The organism is Xylanibacter ruminicola 23 (assembly GCF_000025925.1).
Classification (GTDB): domain Bacteria; phylum Bacteroidota; class Bacteroidia; order Bacteroidales; family Bacteroidaceae; genus Prevotella; species Prevotella ruminicola.
The window spans coordinates 3,300,173-3,317,439 of record NC_014033.1 but is presented as its reverse complement, the minus strand read 5'-3'; the positions used below and the strand labels follow the sequence as shown (position 1 = coordinate 3,317,439).

7 protein-coding genes are annotated in these 17,267 nt (G+C 46.9%); 3 read left to right on the top strand and 4 right to left on the bottom strand.

The window, feature by feature from the left end; genetic code table 11:
• Positions 1 to 26: 26 nt before the first annotated feature.
• The 4 genes from PRU_RS13895 to PRU_RS13880 form a co-directional block, all read right to left on the bottom strand.
• The gene (locus PRU_RS13895) at positions 27 to 1,640 is read right to left on the bottom strand and encodes a RagB/SusD family nutrient uptake outer membrane protein (RefSeq protein WP_013063149.1); all 1,614 of its coding nucleotides are present in this window, start codon (positions 1,638 to 1,640) and stop codon (positions 27 to 29) included.
• A gap of 21 nt (positions 1,641 to 1,661) precedes the next feature.
• On the bottom strand, positions 1,662 to 4,871 hold the full coding sequence (locus PRU_RS13890) for a SusC/RagA family TonB-linked outer membrane protein (protein ID WP_013065288.1): 3,210 nt from the start codon (positions 4,869 to 4,871) through the stop codon (positions 1,662 to 1,664).
• A gap of 242 nt (positions 4,872 to 5,113) precedes the next feature.
• Complete coding sequence (locus PRU_RS13885; RefSeq protein ID WP_013064664.1) at positions 5,114 to 7,129, bottom strand: bifunctional carbohydrate acetyl esterase/feruloyl esterase; 2,016 nt, start codon at positions 7,127 to 7,129, stop codon at positions 5,114 to 5,116.
• A gap of 24 nt (positions 7,130 to 7,153) precedes the next feature.
• Positions 7,154 to 9,331, bottom strand: coding sequence for a cellulase family glycosylhydrolase (locus PRU_RS13880; RefSeq protein ID WP_013064189.1), 2,178 nt, complete (start codon positions 9,329 to 9,331; stop codon positions 7,154 to 7,156).
• A 187-nt stretch (positions 9,332 to 9,518) separates the two neighbouring features.
• On the opposite strand from PRU_RS13880, the gene PRU_RS13875 reads away from it, so the two are divergent.
• The 3 genes from PRU_RS13875 to PRU_RS13865 all read left to right on the top strand — a co-directional run bounded on the left by PRU_RS13875 (position 9,519) and on the right by PRU_RS13865 (position 17,006).
• Positions 9,519 to 11,786, top strand: a complete 2,268-nt coding sequence (locus PRU_RS13875; protein WP_041386340.1) for a SpoIIE family protein phosphatase — start codon at positions 9,519 to 9,521, stop codon at positions 11,784 to 11,786.
• Positions 11,787 to 12,115: 329 nt separating this feature from the next.
• The gene (locus tag PRU_RS13870) at positions 12,116 to 15,223 is read left to right on the top strand and encodes a SusC/RagA family TonB-linked outer membrane protein (RefSeq protein ID WP_224082996.1); all 3,108 of its coding nucleotides are present in this window, start codon (positions 12,116 to 12,118) and stop codon (positions 15,221 to 15,223) included.
• A gap of 28 nt (positions 15,224 to 15,251) precedes the next feature.
• Positions 15,252 to 17,006: a RagB/SusD family nutrient uptake outer membrane protein gene (locus tag PRU_RS13865; protein ID WP_013065068.1), complete on the top strand. Its 1,755-nt coding sequence runs from the start codon at positions 15,252 to 15,254 to the stop codon at positions 17,004 to 17,006.
• Positions 17,007 to 17,267: the final 261 nt, after the last annotated feature.

Genomic DNA, 17,267 nt, shown 5'->3' with positions numbered 1-17,267 from the left:
AGTGATATAGGCTATCGCTTTTTTATTTACTCCCAACCAGGATTCTGTGTAAGAGCAGGATTGTGTTGAATTTCATCCTGTGGGATAGGCCAAAGGAGAACCCACTCAGGAATAGCACCAATCTTAACATTATCTACAGGTTTATTCTGGATCTTCGCACCTGAGAGCGCAACCCAATTGAGTTTTCCAGAATAATCGCCAGCAGCTTCTGGATACAAACGGGTACGACGGATATCATCCCATACTTTGAATTCAACAGGGAACTCGTGCAGACGTTCTGTCAAGATAGCTGTAACAAGTTCATCGCCAGTTGCTGTCTCGGCAGTCAAACCAGCACGTTTACGCACCTGATTCAGATACTCCTGTGCTTTGGCGGTATTGCCGGTACGGGCATGACCCTCGGCAGCTATCAGCAGAACCTCGGCATAACGCATGGTAGGAATATTATAGTCGCCACCGTGGTTCTTGATGATGGCATCCTCATCAAACCACGACCAGATACCGGTATAGTTGAGCGTATGCTCCACACCAGTCTTATCAGTATAGGTATTGAAGAAGAACTGCTTCTCGTGACTTCTGATATCCTCGGGAGCATAACTCTTGAAAATCATATCACATGGATGGTAGGCCTTATGTAACACGTTCATGCTGAACACCTGATTACCATTGGCATCCTTCCAGGTGGTAGCGTCGGAACCGATACTGAGATTAACATACCCGTTACCTATATTATTATTTGAATAATCGTACTCCTTAGCAAAGATGATTTCCTTAGAAGTCTTAGAGGTCTTAATCACATTATAAGCTGAGTTCAGATCGTCGGAACTGCCATTTGCCTGCTCCAGTACAGCAGTACCACCATCAATCACCATCTCGGCCATCTGGGCAGCCTTTTTGTAATCTTCGGCACCACCATTCATGGGGAAACCGGCACGCTGAAGATATACCTGAGCCAGAAGGGTCTGTGCCATAGCACGGGTTACACGACAGCCATTATCGTAGAACGACTTGTTGGGAAGGGCCGTTCCCGTAGCGATATCAGTCAGGTCGTCGATGATATGCTGATAGACTTCGGCAGCAGAGTTACGCTCTTTGAACATGCCATCGGTAGATGTGTATGGCTCATCCACATAAGGCACATCGCCAAACTCCTTTACTAAATAGAAATAGGCATAAGCACGGAAGAATTTACCCTCGGCCACATAGTTGTCGATAGTAGCCTGATCGAGCACATCGGTCATCTTGGGCACATTGGCCAACACGAAATTGGCACGGGAGATACCTTTGTAGAACTCATGCCACAATGACATGGCAGGACTGGAAAACTTCTCCAAGGTATAGGTACATGCCTTCGCAGCTTCGGCCAACTGTGAGTCGCCATGGTCGTCGTAGAACAAACCTGAGATAATACCACCGTACATCGTGGCTTTGGGCTGCCAACCACCACCATTCTGATTCAAATAAGGTACGCCACCGAAATAAAGCGCATCAACACCTGTCTGCGCATCTTCCTTTGACTGCCAGAACTGGCTTGACGATTTCTGATCCAATGGCTTTTCTTCCAGGAATTCGTCACAAGAAGTAAGACCGAATGTGGCACTTGCCATCATTCCATATATGATATATTTTATTGTTTTCATAAAACAGTTACAATAAGTTGTTTAGAAAGTTACATTAACACCAAAAGAGAACGTTTTTGGACGAGGATAAGAGAAGAACTGACGGTTGGCACCCCAGTTATTACTACCCAGACGTGTTGAGTTATCTGGATCGTAACCCTTATAATCGTCGGAGCAGATGAGCCAGAAGTTGTTCAGGTTAGCATACAGGCGCAAAGCTGAAATACCAAGAGTTCGGCAAGCAGAACCAGAGAAGGTATAACCAAGTTGCAAGAGATTAAAACGCAAGTAAGAACCATCACAAACCCAGTCGGAATCGGCCTGATTGTTGGCGCCCATACCGAAGTTATTCAAACGCAAGGCCTGCTCTACCCCATTGGGATTGTTTACTGGATGCCAAGCCTCCTCGTATAAACGATCGAGACCATTGGTAAGGAAACGAGCCAAGGTAGAGTGATAGTACTCCTGCATAATATCTGCACCCATTGAGAACTGAAGATCAAGCGTAAGGTCGAAATTCTTGTAGTTGAAGGTATTGATGAAAGAACCTGTCCAATCAGGCAGACCATTACCCAGAATCTGACGCTGCTTATAAGTAACCTTTTCGCCTACAATAGATGGGATATTCATCGTACTGGCATCCCAGTTCTCGGGGTGACCATCGTAGATACCAGCGCGCTTGTAACCATAGAAAGTAGAAAGCGCTTCGCCTTCGCGGATAAGCATATCGTAACCTACAAAGCCATCTGTAAGAATCTGACGTTTTCCGCTGACTGGATCAACAGAAGCACCCTCATCGAGTTTCTCCACCTTATTCTTATTAAAGCCCAGGTTCAAAGTAGAGGTCCACTGGAAGTCTTTAGTCTGAATAGGATAAGCTGTTACCAGAATATCAAAACCGTGGTTAGATACGGCACCAATGTTGTCCATAATCGAAGAATAACCTGTTGACTCGGGAACAGGACGATTCAAGAGCAGATCAGAGGTGTACTTATAGTAGTAAGAGATGTCAAAATTCAAACGATTCTTGAATAAACCCAGTTCGAAGCCTAAATCCCACTGTGCTGTCTTCTCCCACTTCAGGTTGGCATTAGGCATATTGTCAAGATAAGAAACGGTTACCATCTTACCACCTAAGATAGTGGTTGACTGACTGACAGTAGCCAGAGAACGATAGGTACCAATCTCAGAGTTACCCGTCATACCAAATGAGGTATGAAGCTTTAACTTGCTGATGGTCTCAATATCCTTCAAAAAACTCTCGTTCGAGGCTAACCATCCTAAGCCCACTGATGGGAAGAAAGCATACTTGTTGTTCTGACCAAACTTAGAAGAACCATCATAACGACCCGTTACAGTAGCCATATAGGTATTATTGTAGTTATAGGCCAAGCGTAAGAAGTATGAGTTCATGGCCCACTTATCGTAGTCGGAGCCAACAGATGGCTTCAATGTGCCAGAACCTAGGTTATAGTAGCCATAGTAATCGTCGGTAAAGGTATTGTCGGAAGCACCGAAATAATCATATTTGCGTGCCTGCCAAGAAGCACCAGCCATGGCATTCAGATGATGTTTCCCAAAGTCGTTTACATAAGTAAGATAGGTTTCTTCCTGCCAATAAAGTGAGTTTGAGTTACCTGCAGAAGCTGCACCCTGAGAGGCACCTTGGTCGATAAGCTGATGTGGTTGGAAAGGTGTATATCCCTTACTGCGGTTATTATGGTAGTCGATACCTAACTGGGTTCTCAAATCCAATCCCTTAGCCAGGTGGAAAGTAAGAGCAGCATTTCCGAAGATCTGAGTCTTATACTGTATAACCTGTACACGCTCAAGCAACTCTACTGGGTTGGCAACACCCTCGGGAGAGAATGTCTGATAACCGCTATTGGGGTTATCCTTATCTTTAAGTATACCTGTTGTATTAATCATGTTATTCTGTACATACTCACCATTAAGCTGTACAGGCAACCAAGGCAACTGCTCAATCATCGTGCGCAGAGCACCCTGTCCATAGGGATTGTCGGAGGTATGATTACCCCATGAGTGGTTCACCAACAGATTCAATCCTGTAGAAAGCCACTTAGTTGGGTTATCATCGTAGGCCAGTTTTGCATTTACACGCTTATAATAAGTATTGAGAAGAATACCCTGCTGATCGGTAAAGTTAAGGAATGCACCAACCGAAGAGCCATTCTCGCCAGAGCGTTGGATACTCAGCTCATGGTTATGAGATACGGCTACACGAGAACACTCGTCCTGCCAATCGGTATCATAAAGCGGATTACCATTGCTATCAAAATAACGGGTATCGGTGAATATCTTCGACAGGTCGGTATCAAAGTTCATGCCCTGGAACTGATTAGCATTCTCAAGACCTTGCTTGAAAGCGCTCATCCACTCAGAAGCATTCATGACATCCATCTTTCGGGCCATACTGCTTACCGAAAACGAGCCATCATACTTGATGTGCGCTCCCTTACCGGCATTACCACGTTTGGTGGTTACCATAATAACACCATTGGCACCACGGGCACCATAGATAGCCGCCGAAGAGGCATCTTTAAGCACCTCGATACTCTCGATATCATTAGGGTTGAGGAACTGGAAATCAGTCATGGCAACACCATCTACGATATACAATGGACTAGAAGAGGCATTGATAGTTGAGATACCACGGATAATAACACGCATCTCGCCACCAGGCTGACCGGTGTTATTAAAGATGTTTACACCCGCAGCCTTACCTTTTAAACCTTCCAAGGCATTGAAACCCTGCATTTTCAAGATTTCAGAGCCCTTGGTCGTAGAAGACGAACCTGTAAGGTCGGACTTACGCATCGTACCATAACCTACCACAACCACCTCATCCAGGAGTTGTTTATCCTCCAGGAGTACGATTCGCTGCGAGCCACCTTTACCGAGTTTTATGGTTTGGGCAACATAGCCAATAGACGACACTCGTATCTCGTCGCCAGAAGCTGCATCGATGTCGCACCGGCCGTTAATATCGGTAATGACACCTGTTTTAGAAGACATCATCATCACACTGGCGCCAACAACCGGCTCATTCTGGCCATCAACGACGGTAATGATCACCTTTTTTTGCTGTTGAACAGATGTTACCTCTGTCAACGGTTGGGAAACTGAGTTAGCTAGAACACTGACTGGAGAACCGAATGTCATTGCACCAGCAGAAAGTAGTAATAGCGAAGAACACATCGTCTTCGAGACTTTTCTTTCGCGTTTGTACATAATGTTAATTAGTTAATGTGTTAATAATTAAATATTAAGTAATAAGTATAGTGTTGAATTTACGAGTTGGTGAATTTGGAATTCTGGTTGCAAATATCTGTCTTTTAAAAATAATAGCAGTCCTATCCTCTGCCATTTTTGTCCAAAACACGGTTAATTTCCACATTTTTCTTTATAACCATAATAAGCGCCCCTCTCGATGTGACTCGGGAGGGGCGCGATGTTAGGTTTGGGGAAATTGGCTATTTTTTGAACAGATGTGGGATAAACTCGTTGAGACCACGGCGCCAGGTGAGCCACTCGTGGGCGGTACCCTTCGACTCGTTTGAATCTACCTTGATACCCAACTCACGCAGCTGCTTAACGATATCGCCACTCTTGATGAAATCTTCCTCGCCCCAGTTCATATACATATAATGTATCTTCTTATTGAACTCGTCGGCGTTGGCAAACACACCATCGTAGGCAGTCTTCACATCGAGACCAAAGATAGCACCGCTGAAGGTTCCGAGCCAAGCAAACTTATCGAGATTGGTCAGTACAACATCGAAAGTCTGATGACCACCCCATGACAAACCTGCCATAGCACGGTTCTCGCGATCGCTCTTAGTGCGGTAGTTGCTATCGATATAAGGAATAAGGTCGTTCAGCAGTACAGGATAGAACGAAGCACCATAGGCGCTGCGACCAGCCTGATTGTTACCACCACCGAATGGAGCCTTGATATCGCCACTCTCCATGACCACAATCATAGGTACGGCCTCGCCCTTGGCAATGGCGTTATCCATGATGTGCTGCATGTGGCCCTGCTTGCTCCAGCCAGTCTCGTCCTCACCCATACCATGCTGCAGGTAGAGCACGGGGTAACGCTTCTTGGCATTCTTGGCCAGCTCGTACTCGGCTGGGGTATAAACCATAGCGTGGCGCCAGGTCTGCTGCTCGTTGCTATAGTAATAGATGCTACGAACCTGACCAGCGGGCACACCCTGCTGCGGACGGTAGTAGTCGCCCTCAGAACCCTCGGGAATCTCGATACCACCGGACTCGCGGTTACAGCCGAAGAAGGTCTCGGTTGAAGGATCGATGAAGTTTACACCGTTGATATTCAGGAAATAATAGTGGAAACCAACGGGCAGGGGATCGGTAACAGCCATGAAGTTGCCCTTACCATCGCGCTGCATGTCGTATTTCTTGTTGCAGATGTCGAGCACCACCTTGCGGGCCTCGGGAGCTGCGATACGGAAATAAGCACGACCTTCCTTATCAACCTTGGGGAACTCGTTACCAGGAACGGTTGTCTCGGCAATGAAAGCATCGGCAGGAACCTCAATCTGCTTAGGCATCTCGATATAGGGGCGCTTGGGCTCGTAACCCAGATGACGGGCTACAGCCTCGCCATAACGGCAACCTAACTCACGATAGCCAGCGGCATCGAAGTGCAGACGGTCGGGACCATTGGTACAACCATCCGAAGAGATGACCTGCGAGGTGTGCAGGGTAAGAGGCAACTCATCAATCTGCTTCTTACAACCGATACATACACCCTTACCATCGGCCTGAACAATGTTTCCAGCATAGAGGTTTACCTCCTCGGGCTTCAGGTTCAGGTCGCCACACAGGTTGTCGTAAACCTGCTTAACCATACCTGCCCATTTGGGATCACCGGTATTGGTCTCTCCCTGGTGCATCAGGATACCCTTGATAACACCATCCTTCTGAGCCTTCTTAGCCAGTGTAACCAAGCGCTCGTAGGGATTGTTATCGTAAGCAGCCAGCATACCCTTCATCCAGTTGGGAGCTACCTTCAGGTAGTTCTGGATGCTATCAGGCAGGAAGCCCTTGATATCGATACCACCGATAGCCACGTGGATGACACCAATCTTAATATTCTCAGGCAGTGAAGCCACGAGGGTACGACCGAACCAGTCGGCGGGAGTCAGACCAGTGTTTGGACGACAGAGAGGAGCCGAAGCCTCGCACCACTCACCCATCTTACGACCTTTTTCGGGGAAATCGACAGCGGGCATCAGGAGGAAGCGTGGACCAGGACTAGTCAAATCCTGAGCCTCGGGACGGGCATTACCCTCCATGTTTGACTGACCGAAACACAGGAAAATGTAGAAATTAGGATCGGGCTTGCCAACCTGTTCGGTAGCAGCCTTCTTAGGAGCGGCCTTACGTTTCTGGGCCGACATGCTGGCGGGCAAAATGAGCAATGCCGATGCCAACAGGATAGTTTTTAAAGTTGATTGATACATTTTAATTGAGTTGATATAAAGTTATTATTTAAGTTTTTTCTTTCCACCAACGATGTAGATGCCACGAGGCAGCGCATCCCACTGCTGAAGGGTTGCTATCTTGATGCCCTGAAGCGTATAAACAGCATCGTTATCCACAGAACGCTCTACCTTATGAATACCCGCTGTAACGCTGGACTTCAGGAAGTCGAAATAGGCTGGCGCATCGTATTTGGCTGGGGCTGCATCCTTCAGGTATTTGCCCGTAGCCATATTCTTCAATGTAAAGCCCTTGCCACTCTCATATTTTATTTCCCACACAGCGCCATCTTTGACATCTTCGCCATTCTGGTTGTTCAAACCGAGAATAAAGCTACACCAGCCTGTTGTTGGCTGAGAATTAAGATAGCCTGGCTTGCCATAAACGCTGTATTCGCTACCGTTCAACGTCATCAAACGCAACAGATAACAACCATCACGACCAGAAATAGCCTCGGCCTTAAACATATAACCGCTGATACTCTTGTTATTGATGACGCCCAGAGGATCGCCCATGTCAAGATTCTGATTCTCAGGACCATAAAACATCTTCTGACTCTCCTTATTCACGATAGCAAAAGGCTGGTCGGTTATATCCGAAAGACTGCTCAAAGCTGTCAGGGCGCCTAAATCAAGACCGGTAACCTTAACCACAAACGATTTCTTCCAAATGATACCCTGCACATCGGTATATGAGGCCTGTACCTGGGCTTCGCCATTGGCCAATGCACGTATAGAACCTTTCTTGACTTCAACCACCGAGGGCTCATCTACTTCATAGGTGGCCACATCAGAGATATCCTTCGTATGGCCATCGCGATAGAGCACATTCAGCAAGATCTTGGTCTTATCGCCAATCATCAAATCGAATGACTCCTGATCAGCCTTCAGCGATTCGATGGTATAGAAGTCGCCAGTCTCAGCCTCGTCGTCAGCATGGGGATAGTTCACTGTATAATACTCGGCATACCAATCCATGCAAGCCTTACCACAGGCCTCTTCAAGACCATTAAAAGCCGGATAGACATTGCCCGTAGAGAGCAACTTATCGATATCGAACAAACAGCCTGTTCCCGACAGCGTCATCGAGATATTACCATAATAGTCGAGCATAGCCTTGTAAGCCTTACCCCACTTAGAGGTAGAACCTGTTGACCATGTACCATAGTTGGGCTGTACCCACTCGTTATGCTCATTATAATGACCTTGAGCCGAGGGGTTCTCGGGACTCCAATCAACCTCGGTAATAATAATCGGGTTGGTATCAACTACAGGCACCTGCTTATGGAACTGCTCAATCTTGTTCTGTGGATCGGGATTGGCATCGCTGCAGCCATACCATCCAGTATAGTCATGAACAGCATAACCGATGTTATCACCCTCGATAGGATAAGTAGCATAACTGGTATAGTTGGCCTGCCATCCAGTACCAGGCGCCCAGATAATACCCGTAAAGCCGTTTTCGCGGATCTTATTGACGATAGGCTGGAAATAGTCATGGAGCGCTTTGGGATCGTCCTGATTCTGGGCATTTCTCAAGTTAACAGGTTCGTTGGCCAGCTCAATACTAATCTGACCGGCATGATCCTTCACAAATTCCTGCTGAGAGAACACATCCCATACATACATCAGATACTGATTATAATAATCGCCCACCTTCAAGTCATGAGGACATACACCGGGAGGGCGTACTACTACGTACATACCATATTTCATAGCCATCTCGGCCAACTTCAGATATAGCTGTGGCATGTATTTCTGATAGCGCTCGGGATTAAACTTCTTGATGTCTGCCTCGCCCGACGCATCGGAAGCCTGTCCTACTGAGCCTGCATAAACATAGCCATCGGCAGGATCGTTGGTCCAAGCAGGATCCATGTGCAAACGGAACACATCGCACTTAGCCTTCTCCATGCCTTTAAATAGTTTTTCAAAATAAGCCAGACAGTTGGTAACGCCTGTATCATTATAGTGGTCCCACCAACCAAGTGCCTTGGAACCTTCCCAGCGTCCACCATTAAAATAATTACTGGGCGTATCCATCACACCATGGAGCACCACTTGGTTTCCATGTTTGTCAACAAGCCATCTTCCTTCAGTATGGAGCGAGGGCAATGGCTTGACTCCCTGAGCTCCTGCGCCAAGCGCACATAGAATTGTAATCAGAGTAAATATACGTTTCATCAATGTTTCAGTTTATTCTGGGTGCAAAGGTACGCAGTTTTCAGAAAATACCTTTTTCAAAGAGTTACATTTACTTTTGTGTGCGTATCATCGTCCCCTAACAAGCACTTTTTTGCCTTGTTTTTGAGTTTATTTAAAATTCTTTTGTATCTTTGCATCCAGAAACTTCAATTACTTGGAACAGTATATGAGACAGACAAAAATTTGGATATTCCTGATGGTGATGGCAGGCGTGTTGATGGCAGCCTGCAACAATGAGGAGCAGAACGGACAGATGAGTGAAGCCGACAAATTGATTGAGAACACTCAGAAGACCAAGAACTACCCTGAACTGCTGAAGGTGGTTGACAGCTTAGAAACCATCGGCAGTATCACCCCCACCAAAGCATACTATTGGCGAGGCTATGCCTGCGACAAGATGAAACGACAGCGCCTGGCTGAGTTCTATTGGAAAGCATCACTCGATGCGGCAGAAAACGCAACCAGCAGCGACGAGATGGCTTACTATGCCAAGTCGGCCAGTCGTCTGGCTAACATGCTATCCGTAAGAGGCGACTACGAGGAGGGACTGAATGCAGCCGTCCCTGCAGCCAACAAACTGGAGGAGCTTCACTGCGACAGTACCAGCGATTACCTGAACATACTTATATATATAGGTTGCTGTCAGGAGGGATTAGGCACAGCCAATGGTAATAGCGATGGTTTTAATAAGGCTTACCAGCGGCATAAGGAAAACATAGAGACCTTCCACAACGATGTGGTCTATAAAGATGGAATCACCGGTCTCATCAATATTACCTATAATTATATATATGCAAAGAAATGGCAGGAGGCCCTGACATGGACCACCCGCTTTGGACAGATACTGAGCGAATATGAACAGCGACCTGATGCCGATGCCGACTTTATCGACCGACAGCTGGCCCGCTACGATATCTACCAGGCGCTTGCCCTACTAGGTTTAGGTCAAACCGAAGAAGCTGCCAAAGCCTACGAAAAGTTCCAGAGTACCCGTTACAGTAACACACCTAAGGGACGTATCGACGCTAACGACTATCTGACAGCCGCTAACCGCTGGGATGAGGCTGCCGAACACTATCGTAGTCTGGATGCGATGATGGGCGAAACGCCGCAGAATTACTCGTTGGAGAATATCGAGAACCTGGTGCTGAAGAAATACCGCACAAACCTGCAAGCTGGGCGACGCGACTCAGCCATTCAGGTAGCACTCAGTATCAGTAACGCATTAGGTCAGGCGATTGCCAAGTCGAAGAAGATAGAACAGGAAGAGCAGGCTGTGATTGTAAAGACCGTAGAGAAGATGACAGAGCAGGAAGCCAAGAAAAATCGCAAGTATCAGTTTATGATTGCTTTCGGTATTGCCATTGTCATACTCTGTTTGTTAGGCTATGCACTCATCCGTCGCCGTATGGCGCATCAGCTACAGGCTGCCTACGAAGATCTGAAATACGACTACGATCGCATGGAAGCCGATACGGCAGTGAAAGAGCGCGAAGCCTCAGAATTCCGTATCGCCCAGAATATACAGCGTGTGATTGCCCCACGACTGCTACCCAAGTATAAGTCGTTCGACCTATGGAGCGCCATAAAAATGGGCCAGATGGAAGGTGGTGGTGTGATGGACTACTGTGTACGCGACGGCAAACTGTTCTTCTGTGTAGGAGAATCAGGCGTAGAAGGTGTCAAAGCATCATTGCTTACAACCATCGTCAAAGCACAGTTCCGTACAGCAGCCACCTTCGAATCGCAGCCCGACAAGATTATGTCGGCTATCAACAACGCATTGGCACAGAAAGAAAACAAGGGTATCGATATACGTCTGTTTATTGGTGTACTCGACATTTATAATGGCAAACTGTACTTCTGTAATGCCAGTCATGCAGCTCCACTGTTGGTAAGCAACGAGTTGCACCACCTGCCTGTAGAGCAGAATGTAGCCATAGGCGAAGAACCCAACTATGCCTATGAGGCTCAGGAGATGACGATGCTGCCTGGCACCATGATATTCCTGAATACCGAAGGACTTATTAAGGTAAAGAATGCCGAGCACCGCGTGTTTAACGAGAAACGTATGTTAGGATCGGCACTGCAGGCCATGAAGCTGGACCCACGACCCAAACCATTTATCGAGAACATGCTGGATGCCGTACACCGCTTTGCCGGCGACTTCGAACAGCGTGATGATATGGCCCTGTTGGCCATCCGTTTCAAGGGTGCCACCAAACTGGAGCAGAAAGCCGACGAGGACTTAGAGCCTGAGATGGAACCTGAGGTAGAAACAACCGTTGCACCAGAGCAACCAGAGCCCACAATTGCTACCGAGCCCATACCTGAGCCACAGGTATTCGAAGAGCCCAAGGTTTACGACGAACCAGAGTACTACGACGAGCCAGATGTGATCATCGAAGATGCCGAAGCTACTGAGATACAATAGACAAACAGTTAGCAAAACATATTCAAAAGGTGCTGCGCAACACAACGCAGCACCTTTTTTAGTATTATTAGAAGCTTAAAAATGGTAAACGTTTAATGAGGCGATAGTATTAAAAAGTAACCAGAACTTTATCAAATGTTACATTTTTGGACAATTTGACAATTTTACAAACTCTACGTTACAAAAAATAAACTAAATGAGTTAAATTTATAATATATTTGCAACCGGAAATTGAAACCTAAAAGTACGAATTCAGCCAAATAACATATTCAATTATCTAACTAATTAAATTAATTATGTGGAATTTTAAATCAATCCAAAAGCCGTTAATGGCACTGTTCCTGCTCTGTTTGTTCCCACTGGGAGCGCTGGCTCAGAGCTTGATCAAGGGAACGGTGAAAGATGTATCTGGCGACCCGATCATTGGTGCTAGTGTAAAAGTACAAGGCTCAAAGTCGGGTGTCATTACAGACTTCGATGGTAACTTCAGTGTTCAGGCCGACAACAACGCCACACTGGTTATCAGTTACATTGGCTACACTACCGAAACTGTAAAGGTAGCTGGCAAAAACAATCTCTCTGTTACTCTTAAAGAAGATGCACAGACCCTGAACGACGTTGTAGTTATCGGTTATGGTGTGCAGAAGAAGTCAGACTTGACCGGTTCTGTAGCATCAGTAAAGGCCGAGGACCTGAAGCACCGTTCAACCACCGACGCTGCTGCTGCTCTGCAGGGTAAGGCCGCTGGTGTACAGATTCTGAACAGTTCAGGTAAGCCTGGTCAGGGTGCTTCTATCCGCGTACGTGGTTACTCTTCTAACTCTAGCAACATCGGTCCTCTGCTGATCGTCGATGGTCTGCAGGTATCAAGCATCCAGTACCTCGATCCTTCAATGATTGAGTCAATGGAGGTACTGAAGGACGCTGCTTCGGCTGCCATCTACGGTGCTGAGGCTGGTAATGGTGTTGTACTGATCACCACCAAGAGTGGTGCCAAGAGCAAGGGTCAGGGTTCAATCACTTACGAGGTCAAGTTCACAAACCAGAACCTCGGTCACGTTGGTAAGCTCTTGAATGCAGGTCAGTTCAAGGATTGGATGGACATGCAGTTAGGTGAGGTCGAGAAAGATGGTCAGAAGTACCGTCAGCTCGATCTGGACATGCAAGATGCCATAAACCAATATGGTTGGAATCCCAACACCGATACTGATTGGATGAAGGAATATTTCGAGGACACATGGGCACAGCAGCACACTTTGACTTTCCAGGGTGGAAATGACCGTGGTTCTTACTTCCTGAGCACCAGCTATGTAAACCAGGATGGTATCGTAAAGGGCAACAAGGATAAATACGAGCGTCTGACAGCTCAGATCAACGCTGACTATAAGATTAAGGATTGGTTGCAGATTGGTACCAACACTGCTATCGAGAAGTGGTCTTCACGTGGCGTATCAGAGAATGGTTATGGTTCTTCATTCGAAATGCTGCTTTTGATCGACCCATTGACTCCCTTGTATTGGACTTCTCGCAACCAGATGCTGGGTGAATATGCTTCATATTACGATGCAATTCAGGCTGGCAACTCAAAATATACTCTGTTTGGTGATGAGAATGGCTACTATGCCACTTCATACTTCAATACACGTCTGGCAGGTGCCAACCCATTCTCACAGCGCGACCGTGCCGAGGGCAGAAACGAGGGTGTAAACGTGAATGGTACTGTATTCATGAACATCACTCCTATCAAGCAGGTAACCTTCACCTCTCGCTTAGGTTATCGTTTGTCATTCAACAATAGCTCTGACTGGCAGTATCCTTACTACCTGAATGGTCAGACCAAGGGTGACAACTACACCATCAACGGTGCAAGCAACAACTCTACCTGGTATCAGTGGGAAAACTTCATCAACTACAACCAGGACTTCGGTAAGCACAATGTAGGCGCCATGGCCGGTATGTCATTCCGCCAGTACAACTCTAACGGTGTTAGCGCCAATGCTTCTGGTCCAGATATTCTGACTGCTTATGAACCTAACTACAGATATTTGAACTGTGTAAACGGTAACGATGATACTGTTAAGGGATTCAGCGGCATGCCTAACATGACACGTGCACTCTCTTACTTCGGACGTATTCTCTATAGCTATGACAACCGTTACAGCTTGCAGGGCAACTTCCGTGCTGATGCATTCGACTCTTCTAAACTGTCAAAGGATAACCGTTGGGGTTACTTCTTCTCTGGTTCAGCAGGTTGGACATTCTCTAACGAGAAGTTCTTTAAGGACAACATCGACCCAAGCATCATGTCTTTCGGTAAGATCCGTGCATCATGGGGTACTAACGGTAACGTAAACGTATTGGGTAACTACTCATATACAGCTGGTATTGGTCTGAATGGCCAGTGGTATCAGTATGGTGCTACAAACGCTGCTACATACGGCTCTATGCCTAATGGTATTGCCAACCCCGACCTGACTTGGGAGAAATCAAGACAGATTGACCTGGGTGCTGACTTCCGTTTCTTCAACGATCGTCTGTCTCTCGGTATCGACTGGTATAAGAAGACCACTAAGGACCTGCTCGTTAAAGCTCCTGTAATGCCTGAGTCTGGTTACACTGACATGACTATCAACGCTGGTGAGATTGAGAATAGCGGTCTTGAGGTTGAGTTTACTTGGAAGGACAACATCGGTGACTTCAGATACAGTATCTCTGGTAACTTCGCTACACTGAAGAACAAGGCAACCTACCTTGATCCTTCTATCGAGCGTATCTCTGGTGCCACCGTTGAAGGAGCGTCTCCTGGTGCTATCCGCTGCTACTTCGAGCAGGGTCAGCCAGTATGGTACATGCGCGGTTATAAGTATGCCGGTCGTGCTGCTGATGGTACCGCTCAGTACTATACCAAAGATGGCGGCCTTACCAACGACCCAACTGATAGCGACATGACCAACATCGGTTCTGGTCTGCCCGACGTTACCTTCGGTCTGACTATCAATGCTGAATATAAGGGCTTCGACCTGACCGTATTCGGTGCAGGACAGGCCGGTAACGATATCTACTATGGTTTGTATCGTACAGGTTACAACAACATCGCAAAGGGTGTTTATGATGACTTCAAGTCAAAGAAGTTCCCCGAGGCAAAGAGTGTTTACGGTGTTGCCAAGTTCTACCAGTCATCAGCTATGGTATATAACGGTTCATTCTTCAAGCTCAAGCAGATTCAGCTGGGTTACACCCTGCCTACCAACCTGACCAAGAAGGTTTATATGCAGAACGTACGTGCTTACGTATCTCTTGACGACTTCTTCACATTCACCAAGTATCCTGGTCTCGATCCAGAAACCTGCACACAGGAGTACAACTGCCCAGGTCTTGACAAGGGTAACTATCCTAACATGCGCAAACTGGTTCTTGGTTTAAGTGTTACATTCTAATTCCAATCAATAAAAATCGAATATAAATATGAAAAAGATATTATTTTCAGTTGCTCTGCTTTCTGCTGGCATGATGTGCACTTCGTGCGATCAGGACTTGCTCGAAATTGAGCAGAAAGCAACCAGCAGCACAGGTAACTTCTATAAAACAGATGCCGATGCAGAGTCTGCCGTGACAGCCATGTATGCAACATACATTGGAGAAATTGGAGGTAATGAAGGTATCTGGAGTGCCTATATCACAGGTATCAACTATGCATCTGACGATGTATTCGCAGCAGGTGGCGACATGGCCGACCATACTGGATTCCGTGAGTTGAACGAATTCCGCTACGATGCCAGTTTCGGTCCAGTCAGCACCCTTTACAACCACATCTATAAGGCCATCTACTCTGCCAACCTGGTTATCAACTACTTTGGTGGCGAACTCGCTGACACACCTACTAAGAAACAGGCTGTTGCCGAGGCAAGAGTAATGCGTGCATGGGCTCACATGCTGGCTGCACAGGTTTACTATCAGCCACCATTGGTTGACCACCTGATCACTACCGACAAGCCATCTAACGACATTTCTCAGAAAGAGATTTTCGACTGGTGTGTCAAGGAATGCGAAGAAGCAGCAAACGATCTGCCTGAGCGTAAGGGTCAGAGCGACAAGGAAGGTGCTTGGCGCGTAACAAAGGGATTTGCTCAGTTCGTAGGTGGAAAATCTGCCCTGTTCGCTGGTGATAACGCTAAGGCAGCCAGTCTGCTGAAGCCACTGGTTGAGTCTTCAAACTATGCACTGGTTCCCGGTAACCGTTTCCGCGACCTGTTCCACGTAGAGGGTGACGGTTGCGAGGAGAAGATCTTCGAGTTCAACTATACCACTAACACTGCTATCGGTGGTGTATGGGGCGGTAGCATTCAGCGCGGCCGTTGGATGGTTGCCAACGTACTCAACTGGCGTGGTGACGATATCGTAGGCGGTGGTAAGAATCCACAAATCTGCGCAACCGGTGGTTGGGGCGGTGGCTCTATCAACCAGGATTTCGCTCACAAGATGCTTGCTAATGATGGCGACAGCTATCGTCGTAAGGCAACCTTCCTCACCTCTGACGAGTTCTTCTACGATGCAACACTTTGCCCATGGGCTGACGACGTAGAAGCAGGCGGAAAACTCTCAACTCGTGCCGAGAAGGAATTTGACGAGAATCGCGGTATCACCAAGAGTGCCGGTTCTTTCTCTCGCAGTGATGTCATGGAGGTGAAGATGATGTGTCATCCTAAGGATGTTGACCTCTCTGTAGGTGACAACTGTAACAACACCAACCTGTGCCTGGCACGTCTGGGCGAGGCTTACCTGCTCTATGCCGAGGCTTGCTTGGCATCTGGCAACAGCTCAGAGGCTCTGAAGTATGTGAACAAGATCCAGCAGCGCGCCGGTTCTAAGACCATCTCTTCATCAGTTGACCTGCAGACCATTCAGGACGAGAAGCAGTATGAGCTCTGGTTCGAGGGTTGCCGTTGGTTCGACATCGTACGTTGGGGTATTGCTAAGCAGTGCTACGACAAGGTTCTCGACAACATTCCTCTGCAGTGGGATGAGTACTGGAATCCTTCAGATGGTTCTGCTCCAAAGACCAAGCCTCACAAGCTCTATTACAAGATCCATCATCCATTCGCCGACGCTGGTATCAAACTCCAGTTCGTAGCTGGTAAGAATGAGTACTGGCCAATTCCACAGACCGTTATCGAAATCAACGATCAGATGCATCAGGTACGTGGTTGGGCTAACAACTAAATCAAATCGGATGTTTAACAAATGAATTATAGTAGTTAGTATTAGACACATTGTTTTGGTATTTCGAAGGTGCTGCGTCGCGAGATGCGGCACTTTTTTTTGTGCTAAAAGCAACATTTACCCACATATTAAAACAAATTAACAAGAATGATATAAAACAAAAAGAATTTGTTACAAGAAATAAAGTTAGAAAGTGTATTTTTATCGTATATTTGCAACGTGTTACAACAAAAGTGGCATCAGTGATAGTCAGCCATAAAC

Coding starts and splice junctions, on each gene's coding strand:
- PRU_RS13870 (WP_224082996.1), top strand. CDS start 12,116: ATGGCACTGTTCCTGCTCTGTTTGTTCCCACTGGGAGCGCTGGCTCAG.
- PRU_RS13885 (WP_013064664.1), bottom strand. CDS start 7,129: ATGTATCAATCAACTTTAAAAACTATCCTGTTGGCATCGGCATTGCTC.
- PRU_RS13880 (WP_013064189.1), bottom strand. CDS start 9,331: ATGAAACGTATATTTACTCTGATTACAATTCTATGTGCGCTTGGCGCA.
- PRU_RS13895 (WP_013063149.1), bottom strand. CDS start 1,640: ATGAAAACAATAAAATATATCATATATGGAATGATGGCAAGTGCCACA.
- PRU_RS13890 (WP_013065288.1), bottom strand. CDS start 4,871: ATGTACAAACGCGAAAGAAAAGTCTCGAAGACGATGTGTTCTTCGCTA.
- PRU_RS13865 (WP_013065068.1), top strand. CDS start 15,252: ATGAAAAAGATATTATTTTCAGTTGCTCTGCTTTCTGCTGGCATGATG.
- PRU_RS13875 (WP_041386340.1), top strand. CDS start 9,519: ATGAGACAGACAAAAATTTGGATATTCCTGATGGTGATGGCAGGCGTG.